The sequence below is a fragment of the Mesorhizobium sp. P2_D6 genome, from assembly GCF_056404315.1.
This window is the reverse complement of record NZ_JBFUEG010000009.1, coordinates 90,921-107,877: the sequence shown is the minus strand read 5'-3', so window position 1 is coordinate 107,877 and position 16,957 is coordinate 90,921. Positions and strand designations below refer to the sequence as shown.

General features: G+C 65.6%; 16 protein-coding genes. 8 read left to right on the top strand and 8 right to left on the bottom strand.

The window, feature by feature from the left end; genetic code table 11:
* Window positions 1-160 precede the first annotated feature (160 nt).
* From AC1D1L_RS20250 to AC1D1L_RS20230, 5 genes are all read left to right on the top strand, one after another.
* Window positions 161-1,219, top strand: coding sequence for an ABC transporter substrate-binding protein (locus tag AC1D1L_RS20250; RefSeq protein WP_477343226.1), 1,059 nt, complete (start codon window positions 161-163; stop codon window positions 1,217-1,219).
* Between the two features lie 92 nt (window positions 1,220-1,311).
* Window positions 1,312-2,136: an ATP-binding cassette domain-containing protein gene (locus tag AC1D1L_RS20245; protein WP_477343225.1), complete on the top strand. Its 825-nt coding sequence runs from the start codon at window positions 1,312-1,314 to the stop codon at window positions 2,134-2,136.
* Window positions 2,133-3,392, top strand: coding sequence for a sugar ABC transporter permease (locus tag AC1D1L_RS20240; protein WP_192248854.1), 1,260 nt, complete (start codon window positions 2,133-2,135; stop codon window positions 3,390-3,392). The genes AC1D1L_RS20245 and AC1D1L_RS20240 overlap by 4 nt, the downstream gene beginning before the upstream one ends.
* Before the next feature lie 24 nt (window positions 3,393-3,416).
* Window positions 3,417-4,145: an SDR family oxidoreductase gene (locus tag AC1D1L_RS20235; protein WP_477343224.1), complete on the top strand. Its 729-nt coding sequence runs from the start codon at window positions 3,417-3,419 to the stop codon at window positions 4,143-4,145.
* A gap of 166 nt (window positions 4,146-4,311) precedes the next feature.
* Entirely contained in the window at window positions 4,312-5,919 is a 1,608-nt protein-coding gene (locus tag AC1D1L_RS20230; protein WP_477343223.1) for an FGGY-family carbohydrate kinase, read from the top strand.
* A 16-nt stretch (window positions 5,920-5,935) separates the two neighbouring features.
* On the opposite strand, the gene AC1D1L_RS20225 is transcribed toward AC1D1L_RS20230, so the two are convergent.
* From AC1D1L_RS20225 to AC1D1L_RS20195, 7 genes are all read right to left on the bottom strand, one after another.
* On the bottom strand, window positions 5,936-6,868 hold the full coding sequence (locus tag AC1D1L_RS20225; RefSeq protein ID WP_477343376.1) for a phosphatidate cytidylyltransferase: 933 nt from the start codon (window positions 6,866-6,868) through the stop codon (window positions 5,936-5,938).
* Window positions 6,869-6,902: 34 nt separating this feature from the next.
* Window positions 6,903-7,571: a lysophospholipid acyltransferase family protein gene (locus AC1D1L_RS20220; RefSeq protein ID WP_112567450.1), complete on the bottom strand. Its 669-nt coding sequence runs from the start codon at window positions 7,569-7,571 to the stop codon at window positions 6,903-6,905.
* A gap of 3 nt (window positions 7,572-7,574) precedes the next feature.
* A complete protein-coding gene (locus AC1D1L_RS20215) occupies window positions 7,575-8,009 on the bottom strand; it encodes a hypothetical protein (protein WP_477343222.1) in 435 nt (144 codons plus the stop codon).
* Window positions 8,006-9,349 (bottom strand): phosphatase PAP2/dual specificity phosphatase family protein, encoded by a 1,344-nt coding sequence (locus tag AC1D1L_RS20210; protein WP_477343221.1) that lies wholly within the window; start codon window positions 9,347-9,349, stop codon window positions 8,006-8,008. The genes AC1D1L_RS20215 and AC1D1L_RS20210 overlap by 4 nt, the downstream gene beginning before the upstream one ends.
* 7 nt (window positions 9,350-9,356) lie before the next feature.
* The gene (locus tag AC1D1L_RS20205; protein ID WP_477343374.1) at window positions 9,357-11,138 is read right to left on the bottom strand and encodes a bifunctional alpha/beta hydrolase/class I SAM-dependent methyltransferase; all 1,782 of its coding nucleotides are present in this window, start codon (window positions 11,136-11,138) and stop codon (window positions 9,357-9,359) included.
* A 41-nt stretch (window positions 11,139-11,179) separates the two neighbouring features.
* Window positions 11,180-11,782: a CDP-alcohol phosphatidyltransferase family protein gene (locus AC1D1L_RS20200; RefSeq protein ID WP_477343220.1), complete on the bottom strand. Its 603-nt coding sequence runs from the start codon at window positions 11,780-11,782 to the stop codon at window positions 11,180-11,182.
* A gap of 151 nt (window positions 11,783-11,933) precedes the next feature.
* Complete coding sequence (locus AC1D1L_RS20195) at window positions 11,934-12,416, bottom strand: hypothetical protein (RefSeq protein WP_477343219.1); 483 nt, start codon at window positions 12,414-12,416, stop codon at window positions 11,934-11,936.
* A gap of 220 nt (window positions 12,417-12,636) precedes the next feature.
* Here AC1D1L_RS20195 and AC1D1L_RS20190 point away from each other — a divergent pair, with 220 nt between their 5' ends.
* Together AC1D1L_RS20190 and AC1D1L_RS20185 are read left to right on the top strand one after the other, a co-directional pair.
* On the top strand, window positions 12,637-14,010 hold the full coding sequence (locus AC1D1L_RS20190; protein ID WP_477343218.1) for an NfeD family protein: 1,374 nt from the start codon (window positions 12,637-12,639) through the stop codon (window positions 14,008-14,010).
* Entirely contained in the window at window positions 14,007-14,765 is a 759-nt protein-coding gene (locus AC1D1L_RS20185; protein WP_192248875.1) for a slipin family protein, read from the top strand. Before AC1D1L_RS20190 ends, AC1D1L_RS20185 begins: the two co-directional genes overlap by 4 nt.
* Window positions 14,766-14,884: 119 nt before the next feature.
* Here AC1D1L_RS20185 and AC1D1L_RS20180 read toward each other — a convergent pair whose 3' ends face one another.
* Complete coding sequence (locus AC1D1L_RS20180; RefSeq protein WP_477343217.1) at window positions 14,885-15,814, bottom strand: LysR family transcriptional regulator; 930 nt, start codon at window positions 15,812-15,814, stop codon at window positions 14,885-14,887.
* A 96-nt stretch (window positions 15,815-15,910) separates the two neighbouring features.
* Between AC1D1L_RS20180 and AC1D1L_RS20175 the strand changes: the two genes are divergently transcribed.
* Window positions 15,911-16,921 (top strand): zinc-dependent alcohol dehydrogenase family protein, encoded by a 1,011-nt coding sequence (locus AC1D1L_RS20175; protein WP_477343216.1) that lies wholly within the window; start codon window positions 15,911-15,913, stop codon window positions 16,919-16,921.
* The last annotated feature ends 36 nt before the right edge of the window (window positions 16,922-16,957 follow it).

Genomic DNA, 16,957 nt, shown 5'->3' with positions numbered 1-16,957 from the left:
GTGCTGGAGATCGCTTGTCCTGAAATCCAGCGATATCAAGAGGATGCGCAGCACAGATCAAGTGCGTCGTCATTCCTCGCAACAGTTCGACTTGCAGTCAAGGCCCGGCGCGCCATGTGGTGACAGGGCTTCGTGAAACAATTGAAACGGAGATATCAGAATGACCAGATTTGCTTCGACGGGAGCCATTGCGCTCACGCTTTCTCTCCTCAGCGGCACCGCCGCCTTTGCAGCCCCTGTCACCGATGCCACGGTCGCCTTCCTGATGCCCGACCAGGCCTCGACGCGCTACGAGCAGCACGACTATCCCGGCTTTGCCGCCGAGATGAAAAAGCTCTGCCCCGGCTGCAAGGTGATCTACCAGAATGCCGATGCCGACGCCTCACGCCAGCAGCAGCAGTTCAACTCGGTGATCTCGCAAGGCGCCAAGGCGATCGTGCTCGACCCGGTCGACTCGACCGCCGCTGCCTCGCTGGTCAAGCTGGCGCAGAGCCAGGGCGTCAAGGTCATTGCCTATGACCGGCCGATCCCGACGGCACCGGCCGACTTCTACGTCTCGTTCAACAATGAAGGCATCGGCAAGGCCATCGCCGACTCTCTGGTAGAACACCTCAAGGCGCTGAAGGTCGATCCGGCCAGCGGCGGCCTGCTGCAGATCAACGGTTCGCCGACCGACGCGGCCGCCGGCCTGATCAAGAAGGGCATTCACTCGAGCCTCGACAACAGCGGCTACAAGATCCTTGCCGAATACGACACGCCGGAATGGGCGCCGCCGAAGGCGCAGCAATGGGCAAGCGGCCAGATCACCCGCTTCTCCACCCAGATCGTCGGCGTCGTCGCCGCCAATGACGGGACCGGCGGTGGCGCCATCGCCGCCTTCAAGGCAGCAGGCGTCGATCCGGTGCCGCCGGTCACCGGCAATGACGCGACCATCGCCGCCCTGCAGCTGATCATCGCCGGCGACCAGTACAACACCATCTCCAAGCCCAGCGAGATCGTGGCCGCTGCTGCCGCCAACGTCGCCGTCCAGCTCCTGTCGGGCGAGACGCCGAAGGCCGAAATGACCCTCTACGACACCCCTTCGCAGCTGTTCACGCCGGCGGTGGTGACGCAGGAAAACCTCAAGGCCGAGGTCATCGACAAGAAGATCAACACCGCCGAAGAGCTCTGCGTCGACCGTTACGCCGAAGGCTGCAAGAAGCTCGGCATCACCAACTGATCGGATTATCCTGATCCTGACTTCCGGCTGCCTTTGCGGCGGCCGGAAGTCCGCAGTCACTCTTGACCGGTCATCCGGAAAGGTTTGCCACTATGTCTGACATCTCTGACGGACCGGTTTCGGCAGGCGAGCTGGTGCTCAGCCTGCGCGGCATTTCGAAGAATTTCGGCGCCGTTTCGGCGCTCACCGATATCGATCTCGACGTCCATGCCGGCGAGGTGGTGGCGCTGGTCGGCGACAATGGCGCCGGCAAGTCGACGCTGGTCAAGATCCTGGCCGGCGTCCACCAGCCGAGCTCGGGCACCATCAATTTCCGCGGCAAGCAGGTGACCATGCCCGACCCGAGCGCTGCTTTGACGCTCGGCATCGCCACCGTCTTCCAGGATCTGGCGCTGTGCGAAAACCTCGACGTCGTCGCCAACATTTTTCTCGGCAAGGAGCTCAGCCCGCTGCGGCTGGACGAGGTGGCGATGGAAATCCGCACCTGGACACTGCTCAACGAGTTGTCGGCGCGGATTCCCAGTGTGCGCGAGGCGGTCGCCTCGCTGTCCGGCGGCCAGCGCCAGACTGTGGCGATCGCCCGCTCGCTGCTGCTCGACCCCAAGGTCATCCTGCTCGACGAGCCGACCGCAGCCCTCGGCGTCGCCCAGACGGCGGAGGTGCTGAACCTCATCGACCGGGTGCGTGAGCGCGGCCTCGGCGTGCTGATGATCAGCCACAATATGGAAGACGTGCGCGCCGTCGCCGACCGCATCGTCGTGCTTCGGCTCGGGCGCAACAACGGTGTCTTTGAACCCGACGCCTCCAACCAGGAACTGGTCAGCGCCATCACCGGCGCCGCCAACAATGCGGTATCGCGCCGCGCCGAACGGCGCAAGGCAGCCGAACAAGCGCACAATCAGGAGCAGCGGCCATGAGCGCGGAGCCCAAGCAGGACATCTCCTCGTCAACGGCGCTGGACCGCAGCGACGTGCGCGTCAAGCACCAGGCCGGCGTCGGTGGCGCGATCAGCGCCTTCTTCGACCGCGTCCGCTCCGGCGACCTCGGCTCGTTGCCGGTGATCGTCGGTCTGGTCATCATCTGGAGCGTGTTCACCGCTCTCAACCCGGTGTTCGTGTCCTCCAGCAACCTGGTCAATCTGCTGTTCGACTGTTCGACCGTTGGCGTCATTGCTCTCGGCATCGTCTGCGTGCTGATGGTCGGCGAGATCGACCTGTCGGTCGGCTCGATCAGCGGCTTTGCCTCTGCCATGGTCGGCACGCTGTGGGTCAACCAGGGCTGGCCGGTGGCGCTCGCGATTGTCGCTGCACTCGCTGTCGGCGGCTTCATCGGCGCGCTCTACGCTTTGCTGTTCAACCGGCTCGGCATGCCGAGCTTTGTCTCGACGCTCGCCGGCCTGCTCGCCGTGCTCGGCCTGCAGCTCTACATCCTGGGCTCCACTGGCTCGATCAATCTGCCCTATGGCTCGAACCTGGTGAATTTCGGCCAGTTGCTGGTCATGCCGGATTGGCTCTCCTATGCGCTGGCCGCAGTTCCCGGCATCGTCATGCTGATCACCGGCCTGCGCACCGTCAGCCGCCGCCGCGCCGTGAATTTGTCGGCGCCGTCGGTCGGCGGCCTCATCGTGCGGGTCGCCGCCTTGACCATCCTGCTTGAGCTGATCGTCGGCTATCTCAACCAGGCGCGCGGCATACCGTGGATGTTCGGTCTGTTCGTCGGCCTGGTGGTGGCGATGAACTATGCGCTGACCCGCACCCAATGGGGCCGCTCGATGACCGCCGTCGGCGGCAATCGTGAAGCCGCGCGCCGCGCCGGCATCAAGGTGCGCTCGATCTATCTCAGCGCCTTCGTCATGTGCTCGATGTTCGCCGCCCTTGGCGGGGTGCTGTCGGCGGCGCGGCTGGCCTCGGCCAGCCAGCAAGCCGGCACCGGTGACGTCAACCTCAACGCCATCGCAGCAGCGGTCATCGGCGGCACCAGCCTGTTCGGCGGCCGCGGCAGTGCCTACTCCGCGCTGCTCGGCATCATCGTCATCCAGTCGATCGCCAGCGGGCTAACCTTGCTCGATCTGTCGTCGTCGCTTCGCTACATGATCACCGGCGCCGTTCTGGCGATCGCAGTTATCGTCGACTCCCTGGCACGCCGCTCGCGGGTTTCCCACGGCCGCGCCTGAACGCAATCATAACTCGAGGATAAAATGGCTCAGGATTTGAGTGGAAAAGTCGCGGCGATCACCGGCGCCGCCTCGGGCATCGGGCTGGAATGTGCCAGGGCGCTGATTGCCGCCGGTGTGCGCGTCGTGCTCGTCGACCGCGCCGAGGACGCCTTGAAGAACGTCTGCGCCGAACTCGGCCCCAACGCGATCCCGCTGGTGATCGATCTGATGAAGCCGGCCAGCGTCGCGACGATGATGCCGCAGATCCTGAAGAAAGCCGGCCGGCTCGATATCTTCCACGCCAATGCCGGCGCCTATGTCGGCGGCCCGGTGCTCGACGGTGATCCCGATACATGGGACCGGGTGCTGAACCTCAACATCAATGCGGTGTTCCGTTCCATCCACGCCGTGTTGCCACATATGGTCGAGCGCAAGACCGGCGACATCATCGTCACGTCGTCAATCGCCGGACTGGTGCCGGTCGTCTGGGAGCCGATCTACACCGCCTCCAAGCATGCCGTGCAGGCCTTCGTCCACACCGTGCGCCGGCAGGTCGCCCCGCACGGCCTGCGCGTCGGCGCGGTACAGCCGGGGCCAGTGGTGACGGCGCTGATCAGCGATTGGCCGAAGGATAAGCTTGATGATGAACTGGCCAAGGGCGGCCTGATTCAGCCCGTCGAGGTGGCCGAAGCCGTGCTGTTCATGCTGACGCGGCCAAGGAACGTCACCATTCGGGATCTGGTGATCCTGCCGCAGAGCAATGATCTTTGAGGGAGTAGGGCAGTAAGGCAGTAGGTGAGGGACCTTTGCCCTTGCGGCCGACCGTTCACGACTGACAATCTCCCTACTGCCCTACTGCCCTACTGCCCTACTGCCCTACTGCCCTACTGCCCTACTGCCCTACTGCCCTACTGCCCTACTCACTCGAGGTCCCCCCATGTCCCACTTCCTCGGCATCGACGTCGGCACCGGCAGCGCCAGGGCAGGGGTGTTCGATAGCAAGGGCACCATGCTCGCCTCGGCCAAGCGCGACATTGCTCTGTTCATCGAACCCGGCGAAGTCGCCGAGCAGTCGAGCGAGGACATCTGGCGCGCAGTCTGTGCCAGCGTGCGCGAGGCGGTGACAAAGTCGGGGCTCGCCGGGCGCGACATTGCCGGGATCGGCTTCGACGCCACCTGCTCGCTGGTTGTGGTCGGCAAGGGCGGCGCTCCGTTGCCGGTCGGCCGGTCCGGCGATAACGAACGCAACATCATTGTCTGGATGGATCACCGCGCGCTCGACCAGGCGCAGCGCATCAATGCCGGCAAGCACGCCGTGCTCGACTATGTCGGCGGCACCATCTCGCCGGAGATGGAAACGCCTAAGCTGTTGTGGCTGCGCGAGAACCTGCCCGCGACCTTCGATGCGGCCGAGCATTTCTTCGACCTCACGGACTATCTGACCTGGCGATCGACCGGCAGCCTGGAACGCTCGATCTGCACGCTGACCTGCAAATGGACCTATCTCGGCCATGAGCGGCGCTGGGACGACGCGTATTTCCGTGCCATCGGTCTGGGTGCGCTCGCCGACGAAGGCTTCGCGCGCATCGGCACCGAAGTGGTCGAAGGCGGCACCGCGCTGGCTCAGGGCCTCACCGAGGCGGCGGCCGTCGATCTCGGCCTGCTGCCGGGAACGCCGGTCGCAGCCGGCCTGATCGATGCGCATGCCGGCGGTGTCGGCACGGTTGGCGGCACCGGTTCGGTCGGCACGCTGCAGTCGCGCATGGCCTATGTTTTCGGCACGTCGGCCTGCACCATGGCCAGCACCAGCGAGCCGGCCTTCTTGCCGGGCGTCTGGGGGCCGTATTTCTCCTCGATGGTGCCGGGCCTGTGGCTCAACGAAGGCGGACAGTCGGCGGCGGGTGCTGCGATCGACCATCTCGTCGCTTTCCATCCGGCCTCGGCGGAAGCATACGCAAAAGCCAGGGCGGAAGGTCTCGGCCTGACGGCCTGGCTTGGCCGGCGGGCGACGACGAAGTCCGCTGATCTGTCCGCAGTGGCGCGCCTTGTCGAAGGGCTGCATGTCGTGCCGGAATTCCTCGGCAACCGCTCACCCTTCGCCGATCCTGAATCCAAGGCGCTGATTGCCGGGCTCGGTATGGATACGTCTCTCGACAGCCTGGTCGCGCTCTATGTCGCCGGCCTGCTGGGCATCGGCTATGGCGTGCGCCAGATCGTGGCGGCGATGGCCAACAAGGGCATCGCCATCGACACCATCGTCGTCAGCGGCGGCGCCGCGCAAAGCGACCTGGTGCGCCAGCTTTTGGCCGACACGACAGGGCTGACCGTGGCCGGATCGACCTCACCCGAACCGGTGCTGCTCGGCTCGGCCATACTGGCCGCGGTGGCGGCGCAAAAATATTCCGACGTGATTGCAGCGATGACCGGCATGTCGCGCATCGGCGAGATCTATCGCCCGGCCGGCGGCGATCTCGTGCCCTGGCACGACAAGCGCTTCGCCGCTTTCGAGTTGCTGCAGCAGGCGGGACGCGCGATCCGCGAGTGAAGGAGCGCGCTTCCGCTCACACCGTCCAGAAATAGCGGACGATGTGAAAGAACACCGGGGCGGCGAAGACCAGGCTGTCGGCGCGGTCCATCATGCCCCCATGGCCCTCGATGAGGTGGCCCCAGTCCTTGACGCCCTGGTCGCGCTTGATGGCCGACGCGACCAGCCCGCCGAGAAATCCCATCAGGCAGGCGATGAAGGCGACGCCTGCCGCCGCCAGCGGCGAGAACGGCGTCAGGAACGACAACAGCGCGCCGAGCAGGCTCGACGCCACCAGCCCGCCAATCAGCCCTTCCCAGGTCTTTGACGGCGAAACGGAGGGCGACAGCAGATGCCGGCCGAACAGCTTGCCGAAAATGTACTGCAGCACGTCGCTGCCTTGCACGGTGATGATCAGGAAGGCGATGAGCAACAGGTTGCGGCCTTCGAAACCGGGCACGTCGAGCGTCAGCAGCGCCGGCACATGGCTGACGCAGTAGACCGAAATCATGACCGCCCATTGTTGCGCGGACACGCGCTCGAGGAAGCGCTCGGTGTCGCCGTTGAGCGCGGTGATCGCCGGCATCAAGAGGAAGCAGTAGACCGGAATGAAGATGGTGAAGAGCCCGTACCAGGCGGTCCACACCAGCCAGTACTGGTAGGGGATGATGATGCCGAACATGCCGAGCAGCACCCAGTGATCGCTGCGCCGGCTGTGGGTCAGCGTCACGAATTCGCGCAGCGCCGCAAATGAGATCAGCGCAAACAGGATGGTCATGCCGGTGCGGCCGAAGAAGAAGGCGACCGTGATCGCCACCACCATCACCCACCAGGCATTGATGCGCTGGTTGAGGTTGACGAGCGTCGAGGGCAGCGGCTTCGGCGCCCGCCACGACAGGATGCCGGCAACGATGCTGGCTGTTGTCAGCACGCAGACCAGGCCGACCAGCAGGATGACGGTTTCATGCATTGGCGGCAGTGTCATGCGACGTCTCTGATCATGGCTAGTCGTCCCGATCGGGGCGCGGGTCGAGCGATAGCAGCGTCTGGCGCGCGCGCTCGAGGAAGGCGCGGCGTTCCTCGCCGGGTTCGATCGCCACCGGCGGACCGAAGACGACGCGGCACAGAAGCGGCACCGGCAGGAACTGGCCCTTGGGCAGCACGCGCGACATGTTCTCAATCCAGCACGGGATGAGTTCGACGTCGGGCCGCGCCATCGACAGATTGTAGAGGCCGGAGCGGAACGGCAGCAGATCTTCTTCCGATGTGTTGCGGGTGCCCTCGGGAAACAGGATCAGCGAATGTCCCTGGTCGAGCACCGACAGCATGATCGAGATCGGATGCTGCGTTTCGTCGGTCCATTGCCGGTGGATGAGCACGGAAGACAGCATGTCCTCGGCAATGAAGCGGCGCAGCCGCGACTTGCCCCAATATTCCGCCGCCGCCACCGCATGCGTGCGGGCGCGCACCTTTTCGCTGAGGCAGGCCGACAAAAGGATGAAGTCGCCATGGCTGGCATGGTTGGCGAAGTAGATGCGCTGCCGCTCCGACGGCTGGCTGCCGTTCCAGATTGGCCGCACGCCAGTCACCACCCAGGCCAGCGCCGACAGGCCGACCGAGGTCACCGTCTGCAGCAAGGTGAAAGTGTTGGCGCGAAGGTGAAGCTTGGTCATGGCTCAAACAAACGCCGCGACGAGGCATGCCGCCGCAAACACCGCGAGCGCCATGCGCTGTCTTGTCAGCAGGCCTTGCGTGCCTGCTATGCGATGATCGAGCGAGCGGCCGCCGGCAGCGGCGGGTTTCAGGCGCATGCGCGCCAGCACATCGTCGACCACGGCGCCGCCGGCGGCCTCGGTGGCGTGGCTGGCCATCAGCCGGAACAGCAGAGCGTCGAACAAAAGCAAGGCCGAAAGAGCCAGCGTGGCCACGGCACTCGCGGCCGCGACCAGCCAGGCCGCCGCCGACAGCGCTGTCGTCTGCGGGGCGGCCACCAGGCCGATAACCGGCGCTGCCATAGCGGCGGCCACCACCAGCAGGATCGGCCATGCGGCCTGCACCATCAGCCGGGCGGCAAAGACCTCGGCCTTCTCGGGAAAATTCTCGCCATTCATGCCGCTTCGCCCGCCTCGCTGTGGAGATGCACGGGCCGGCCCGATGCGGCGAGTTTCTTGCGCGCCTGTGCGGCTGTGTGCGCGCGCCCGGTCACCACCAGCCAGTCGGCGACGATCGCCGCACTGCGCTGGAAGCCGAGCGCGCAGCAGACCAGCACGGTGCCACGCCGGCGCGCCAGCTCGATCGCCGCCACCGCCCGCTCCAGCCTGTCATGCGGCGGCGCCACGAGGTCGAGCATGGCATAGCTGATCCAGCGGCAGGTCACCCCGCGCGGCCGTTCCAGTTCGCCGGCTAGGTCGATCACCGTGCCGAAGCGATTGGCCTCGTCGGCGGTCGGAAAGCGGCCGAAGAAAACGCTATCGGTGATCTCGGACTGCGGCGCCAGCTCGCGGGTCCATGCCCAGACATTAACCCGGGCGCCAAGCCGGTAGGGCAGGAGCAGGAGGCGGCTGGCCAGCGAGACGCTGCCGTCGGCCGCCTTCTGGAACACCTTCGCGCCGGCCCCGGCATAGCCGAAGGCGACGATGGCCAGCGCCAGTGCAGGCCACAGCAGGATGAGCGAGACGGCCGAGACAAAGGCGCCCCCGGCAGCGCCGGCAAAGGCAAGGACCGCGCCCAGCGCATAGTAGCTCGCCAGTCGCCGCGCCTTCGGGTCGGCGGTCGGTCGGAAGCCCCAGAAAGGCAATTCGCCTTTGGCAGGAAACAGCCACAGCGCAAAGAAGCCGAGCAGCGCGCCGGTCGGAATGTCGATGAAATGATGCTGCCAGGTCGTCAGCACCGAAGCGGCGATCAGAAAGCACCAGACATGCCAGACCGGTCTCAGAATGGTGCCGAGACGGTGACGTGCCAGAACGTGACGCCAATGATCCCATATGATCACCAGGAGCGCGACGTGCAGGGATGGCGCCTGGTTGAACGGTTTATCGAAACCGCCAAGCACCGCAAACAGGAAGCCTGGCAAGCCGCTGGTTGCCGGCCTCACGAACGTCGCCGTCAGCGGAAACGCGATGAAGCAGGCGACGGCGACGATCTGCGCCGTCAGATAGCGGCCGGCGAGCCGGTCGACGCTGCGCCTGGTGGTGTTGAGCAGCAGCGACAGGCCGTAGAACAGATTGATCGACCAGTATGGCACGATCGTCCAGGCGACGAACGGGATGGCGTGTTCCCAGGCAAACACGATGCTGCCGACATGATCGCGCCGCGACGCCAGCCAGTTGGCAAAGCCATAGGTCGAGTAGAAGAACGGCGCCAGCAGCGCCAGCCAAAGTGCGGCCCGCAGCACGATGGCGAAATAGGGTTCCCGCGCCGGGGCGGGGGCAGGGTCGGTGACAGGCGGCACCATGGTCTCAGACGCGCCGTGCGACGGAAACGGTGAAGATGCCCCATTGGTCGATGCGCTGGTCGATCTTCTCGAAACCGGCCGCCGTCACCAGCTGGTCCATCTCGCCTTGCGTGCGCCGCCGCATCACCCAGGCCTGGCCGCCGCGATGCGAGGTCAGGCTGCGCGCGATCATCTCCAACTGTGGGTGCCAGGGCTGATTGGTGTAGATCAGCAGGCCGCCGGGCTGCATGGCGCTGGCCAGCCCAGCGAGCGAGCGGGAAATCATCTGGTTATCGGCGAACAATTCGTAGAGGCCGGAGACGATGGCGAGGTCCGGCGCCGGATTGAGCCGGGCCAGCATTTCGGCATCGAAGGCGTCGGCCTTGCGGAAAGAGACGCTGGTGGGCAAATCCCGGTCGGCGATCAGTTTCGAGCCCAGCCCGACATTAATGTCGGAATAATCCTGCAGCCGCACACTGGCCGGCGGCTCGACGCATTTGGCGACGGCATCGAGCACGTAGCGGCCATGGCCGGCGGCAATGTCGACAATGTTGACGGGACGCCCGGCTGCCTTGAGCGCAGCGACAGCGTTGCCGATCAATTCTTCCAGATGCAGCTTGCGCTGGCGGATGCCGCGCCAGCCGATGGCGTCGAGGAAGGTGCGGTCGATCATGCGGCCGATGAAGCCGGTGCCGCGCGCCTCGTTCTCGTAGACATAGTCCAGCGTCGAGCCGGAATCGAAGCCGGTGGCGATGCCCGTTTTCATGCCGGGTGATAGCCAGGCGCCCATGCGGATCGAGGCGCGGCTCATGGCCCAGTAGAGGCCTTTCGGCGACAGCAGCGCCAGCGGCGAGGCCAGCTTCTCGGCCTCATCGCGGGTGTAGCCGAAGCGGTCGGCTGAGGTCAGGTCGATTGTCTTTTCCGGTGCGGCGAACTGCTTTTCGAGGAACGGTCGGATAAGGTCCAGCGCCTGGCGGCGATCGCGTTCGCCCAGCGTATCGTGGAAAAAGCCGGGCAGCACATGCCGCTCCTTGGCGCTGCTGCCGAGATTGACGAAGAATTCGTGCTGCGGCGCGTGGCGCACCACCCAGTCGCTGCCCGAGATCAACAGCTGCGTCGGCACGGTGATGGCACGGGCGTCCGAGACGATGCGGGCGGCGTGGTCGTAGAGTTCGACCAGGATGTTGGAAGCGATCGGCCGCGTGATCAGCGGGTCGGCATCGAAGGAGGCGATGCGTTCGGCATCGTGCGTCAGGAACTTAGCCTTGACGTAGGAATTGACGAAGAAGCGGCCCTTGAGCTTCTGCCACAGCGCAATGCCCTCCTTGGCGAAGGGCACGTAGAGCTTTACAGAAAAGGCCGGCGAGGCCACCACCAGTGCACGGATGTCGGGCGCATAATCATGCACCCAGGCGGCGGCAAGGACGGCGCCGAAGGATTGCGCGATCAGAGCGATGTCGCGCTGGCCAAAACCGTCGCGGCCGATCTCGCGCACCAGGCAGTCGATGTCACGCACCAGCGCGGCAAAGGACGGCGCATAGCCGCGCTCGCCGGCCGAGCGGCCATTGCCGCGCGCGTCCCAGGCATAGAAGGCATGGTCGGGCATCGCGAGTTCGTCGACCAGATGCGCCATGCGGCCGCCATGCTCATGGCCGCGATGGAACAAAAGGATCGCGCCTTTGGGCGTCTGCCCGACCGCCGGCCAGTAGCGGTAAAAAATCTCGGTGCCGTCATGGCTTTTGAAGGTGCGCTCCTGCGCCACGCGCTCGAGGCTTGCCGGTGCTGCAGCAGCGATGGTCTGGTGGATCATGGTTTCCCTCTGGCGGCCGGGTCCCTGACGCTTCGGCATCAGGCGTCGCCCGCACTAAGGCCGCTGCGTATCCGGTTGATGGCGGTTACGAGAGACAGTGTAGCCATGACCGGAAACACAAAGGGCGCGATCGTCTCGTCCCACAGGCCGCAGGCGATGAGGAAGCCGATGACGCCAAGCGCCAGCGCCCGGTCGCTCTTGCCGAACGGCCCGGCATAGTTGCGCCCGCTGCCGGCAGCGACGCCGAGCACGCCGGCGAACTCGACAAGCACGGCGGCGATGGCGAAGGCCACGACGTCCCAGGCCGGGAACAAAGTGGCGAAGGCCAGGATCAGCGCCAGGTCGGAGACGACGTCGCAGAGTTCGTTGAGATACATGCCGAGTTTCGAGGCCTGCCCATGTTCCCTGGCCAGCATCCCATCAATGGCGTTGAGCGCCATGCGCACGAACAGCACCACCGGCATCAACAGGAAAATCGCGCGATAGCCGGCAAAGGCGGCTACCATCAGGCCCGTGGCGATGGAGAGCGCGGCGGCGAGAAGCGTGATCTGGTTGGCGGTGACGCCGGCACTGGCCAGCCGGTCGGCCAGCGGCCGCAACCTGGCCTGAAAAGCCGGTTTCAGTGCATAGAGCGTAGGCATATGCGATCCCCCCGACCGCGGCTCATGACAGTGTCGGCGAGATTGGTCAATCGCGGGGCGAGACGCAAGGGGCGGGCCTCTTCACCGGCAAACAAAATGGCGGGCTCAAAGCCCGCCATCTCCATGCAGTAATTCGGTCAGGGCTATGGCCTCAGTCAGCGTCGCCGGCTGAACCTTTGCCGCACTGCGCCATCACCTTGCCGATGGCAGCGCTCGACCCCGTCAACGGAAAGCTGTTCTCGCCATATTTGTCGGCCGTAACCGTGACGTCACCCTTGCCGCGCAACAATGCGAGCAGCGGGTCGGTCGCGCCTGACAATTCCAGCGTGAAATAATTGTACATTGCCTCGAGCTGGAGCGTCTTGGTGACGCTCTTGTCACCGCCCTTGAAGGTGAAGGAAGCGCTGATGCCGGGCTCCAGCTGCTGGCCCGAGGCGCCGAGATCGTAGCTCAGCACCGGCTTGTCGAAACAGACTAGCATCAGATGCGCATCGGCCTTCGGTCCGCCGCACACCGAGGCCGTCAGCACGCTGCCGCCCTCGTCTTCCTCCATCTTCGCGGTCCAGCCGCACGGTGCCGCAAACACCGGCTGCGCGGCCTCGAGTGTGGCCGCGACGGCCACGATGAATTTCACCAATCCTCTTCTCATGGTCTCCCCCAGGCCACCCAGGCATCCGCGGCCCGGATCACAGATAATAACTGAAGCCGGGCGTTACGCCGATAGTTGGCGAAAACGGCTGCGGGCGCAATCTCCCCCTGAGATTGCGCGCTCAGTCGCGTTCGCCAATCATCGGCACCACTCCCCATGGACTTCGCCAAAATACAACCCATATTGAATCTATGGAGCTTTGAGCGTGACCTTCGCGCGGGTGGCCCTTTTTGCTGCGGCCTTCGTTGTCGCGGCTGTCGTTTCTCCCTTCTCATCAGCCGAGAGCGAGAAGGTCGCGCTGAGCGTCGCCATCGACGGCGCCATCGGGCCGGCAAGTACCAGGCAACTCAAGGAAGCGCTTGATGTTGCCGCCAGGCGGGACGCCGAAGTCCTCATCCTTCAGCTCGACACGCCTGGCGGGCTGGTCACTTCGATGCGCGAGATGATCGCCGACATCCTGGCTTCGCCGGTGCCTGTCATCGGCTATGTCGCGCCGGCCGGCGGCCATGCGGCGAGTGCCGGCACCTATATCCTCTATGCCACCCATGTGGCTGCGATGGCGCCCGGCACCAATCTGGGCGCGGCGACGCCGGTCGAGATGGGCGGGCTGCCGTCGCTTCCCGGCGGCGACAAGAACAAGGGCGAGGAGAAGGACGCCACCGGGCGGCCGGCGGGCGACGCCATGATGGCCAAGGTAACCAATGATGCGGTCGCCTTGATCCGCTCGCTCGCCGAACTGCGCGGGCGCAATGGCGACTGGGGCGAAAAGGCCGTGCGCGAGGCGGCGAGCCTATCGGCCAACGCGGCGCTGCAGGAGCATGTCATCGACTTTGTGGCCCGCGACACCACCGAGCTCCTGCAACTGGCCGATGGGCGCACGGTCGATGTGGCCGGCAAGAAACAGGTGCTGGCGACCAAGGGCCTGCCGGTCGAAACGCTGGAGCCCGGCTGGTTCATCCGGCTGCTCTCCGTCATCACCGATCCGAACGTTGCCATCATCCTGATGCTGGTCGGCGTCTATGGCATCATCTTCGAGTTCACCAGCCCAGGTGCGGTGGCGCCCGGCGTCATCGGCACCATCTGCCTCGTGCTCGGCCTCTATGCGCTCAACCTCCTGCCGATCAACTATACCGGCCTTGCCCTGATGCTGCTCGGCATCGCCTTCCTCGTCGTCGAGGCCTTCAATCCCACCGTCGTGCTCGGGCTCGGCGGCGTGGCCGCCTTTCTGTTCGGCGCCGCCATGCTGCTCAAGACTCAGGGGCCGGGCTTCGCCATGTCATGGGCCGTCATCGGCCCCGCCGCGGCGCTGACGCTGGGGCTGGCGCTGCTGACCGGCACCTTTGTCTGGGCGGCGCGCAAGAACCCGCCGCGCGTCGGCGGCGAGGCCATGCGCGGCCAGCCCGCCGAGATCCTCGACTGGCAGGGCGGCGAGGGCCATGTGCTGGCTTTGGGAGAGCGCTGGCGGGCGAAAGCCGACGAACCCGTCGCACCCGGCGACAGCGTCGAGGTGACCGACGTCAGCGACCTCGTGCTGACGGTGCGGCGCAGCAGAGCCGCAAGGAATGGAGCGATAAAATGATGATTGGTTACGTGGCCTATCTGATCCTCGCGCTGGTCGTGATCATGTTCCTGTCCGCGGCCATCCGTATCCTCAGGGAATATGAGCGCGGCGTGGTCTTCACGCTCGGCCGCTTCACCGGGGTCAAGGGTCCCGGCCTCATCCTCCTCGTGCCCTTCATCCAGCAGATGGTGCGGGTCGATCTGCGCGTGGTGGTGCAGGACGTGCCGCCGCAGGACGTCATCTCGCGCGACAACGTCTCGGTAAAGGTCAACGCGGTGCTCTATTTCCGCATCGTCGACGCCGAGCGGGCGATTATCCAGGTCGAGGATTTCATGGCCGCCACCAACCAGCTGGCGCAGACCACGCTTCGCTCGGTGCTCGGCAAGCACGAGCTCGACGAGATGCTGGCCGAGCGCGACAAGCTCAACAGCGACATCCAGGAGATCCTCGATCAGCGCACCGATGCCTGGGGCATCAAGGTGTCCAATGTCGAGATCAAGCACGTCGACTTGAACGAAAGCATGATCCGCGCCATCGCCAAGCAGGCCGAAGCCGAGCGACTGCGGCGCGCCAAGGTGATCAATGCCGATGGCGAGCAGCAGGCGGCGGCAAAACTCGTCGAGGCCGGCAAGATGCTGGCGGCCGAGCCGCAGGCCATGCAGCTGCGCTATTTCGAGGCTTTGCACGACATCGCCGGCGAGCGCTCGTCCACGGTGGTGTTCCCGCTACCGGTGGATCTGCTCAGCCAGTTCCTGAAGCAGCAGGGGAAGTGAGCGAAGGCCTGAGTCGGCGCGACGGGCGAGGAAACCAAGCTGGAATGAAAGCCGCTTTCCTTCGCACCCACCTTATGGTCTGCCGGCCATCTCTCCGCAAAAGGGGAGACTGGCAAGCCTCACCGCCGCCAGGGCGGCTCCGGGGCGAAGCGCTTGCCGATCCAGTCGGCGAAGGCTCGCGTCTTGGCGGCTTGTCCCTTGGCTGAGGGCGTGACGACATAGATCGCGCCTTCGTCGGCCAGCGTCCAGTCTTCCAGGATTGGCACCAGCCGTCCGTCGGCGAGTTCACGGCCGACCAACCAGTCGGTGCTCATCATCAGGCCGACGCCTTGCACGGCGGCCTCGACCAGCACCTCGGCATCATCGGTGACCAACGGCCCGGAGACTTCGACGCGCACGCTCCGGCCCTCCCGGTCGGTCATCTCCCAGGCGGGAAAGGTCTGGAAACCGCTGAAGCCCAGGCAGGAATGTTCGAGCAGCGCCCGCGGTGTCTCTGGCCTGCCCCTTCGGGCGAGATATGAGGGGGCGGCGCAGAGCAGCCGCCGCCGCGTCGCCACCTTGCGCGCCACCAGGCGCGAATCCTCCAGCGCGCCGAGCCGCACGGCGACGTCGAAATTCTCGGCGACCAGATCGGCGAATCGGTTGGAGAATTCGGCCTCGATGCGGACATCGGGAAATTCGGCAAGGAACTGAGGCAGCAGCGGCCCGATCCACATGCGCCCGAACGTGCCGGGCAGCGCCAGCCTGAGCAGGCCGCGCGGGCCGCCGCCGGCATGCGCCGTCGCAGCAGCCTCGGCTTCGTCGACCGCTGCCAGGATGGCGCGGACACGGACAAGGAACTCCGCCCCCGCCTCGGTCAGCGACACACTACGCGTCGTCCGGTGCAGCAACCGCACGCCCAGCCGCTCCTCCAGCGATTGCAACCGACGCGACAGGATCGTCGCGTCGCGCCCGACGCGCGTCGCCGCCCTGGTGAAGGATCGTGCTTCGGCGATCGCCGCGAAGGCCGCCATTTCGGCAAGGGCGGCTGGTTCGTTAGATTGCTGCATAGTTCACAATACTCAAATGCAAAATGGGACGATTATACAGAAATAACGCAGCAGATAGATTCACTCAACCATCAATCGTCCCACCGGAGTGAAACCATGAAAGCCATCGAACTGAGCCAGGCAAGGCTGGACGCCTTCCGTGCCGTCACCGTTCCAACCCCTGAGCCGCAGCGCGGCGAAGTGCTGATCCGCCAGCGCGCGGCGAGCCTCAATTTCGTCGATGTGGCGGTGGCGAGCGGCAACTATCCCGGGCCGAGCTTTCCGCTCATCCCGGTCGCCGACGGCGCCGGCGAGATCGTCGATGTTGGCGAGGGCGTTACGAATTTCGCCGTCGGCGATCGCGTCGTTGCCCATGCCAAGCCGCGCTGGATCGGTGGCCGGCCGCGGCCTTATGAGATGACGCAGATGCGCGGCATTTCGCTGCCGGGGTCGCTTGCCGAATATGTCGCGCTGCCGGCCAACTCGCTCGTGCCGGTACCGGCGCGTCTCTCCTTCGAGGCGGCGTCGACGCTGCCCATCGCCGGCACCACCGCCTGGAACGCCATCCGCGCCGCCGATGTCGGGCCGGGCTCGGTCGTCGTGCTGCTCGGCACCGGCGGCGTCTCGATCTTCACCTTGCAGCTTGCGAAAGCCGCCGGCGCCACCGTCATCATCACTTCGTCGTCGGACGAGAAGCTGGAGCGCGCGAAGGCACTCGGCGCCGATCATCTCATCAACTACCGCGCGACGCCCGACTGGGACGGCAAGGTGCTGGAACTGACCGGCGGCCTCGGCGCCGACCTCGTCGTCGAAACCGCCGGCACCGCCACCTTCGCCCGCGCCGTCAACGCCACCGCTCCCGGCGGCACGCTGTTCACCATCGGTTTCGTCACCGGCGCCGAGGCCACGGTCAATCTGCTGCCGATCATCATCAAGGCGCTGAAGGTGGTGGGCAACAACACCGGATCGGTATCCGACCTTCGCGACGCCGCCCGCGCCATCGGTGCAGCCAGGATCGAGCCGGTCGTCGACAAGGTTTTTTCGCAGAACGAAGCGGTCGAAGCCTACGCACACATGGCCGCCGGCGGCCTGCACTTCGGCAAGCTGGTGTTCGGGTTGGAGTGGTAGGTAGGGGCCGACGCCGGAGATTGGCGAGGCGAGGGT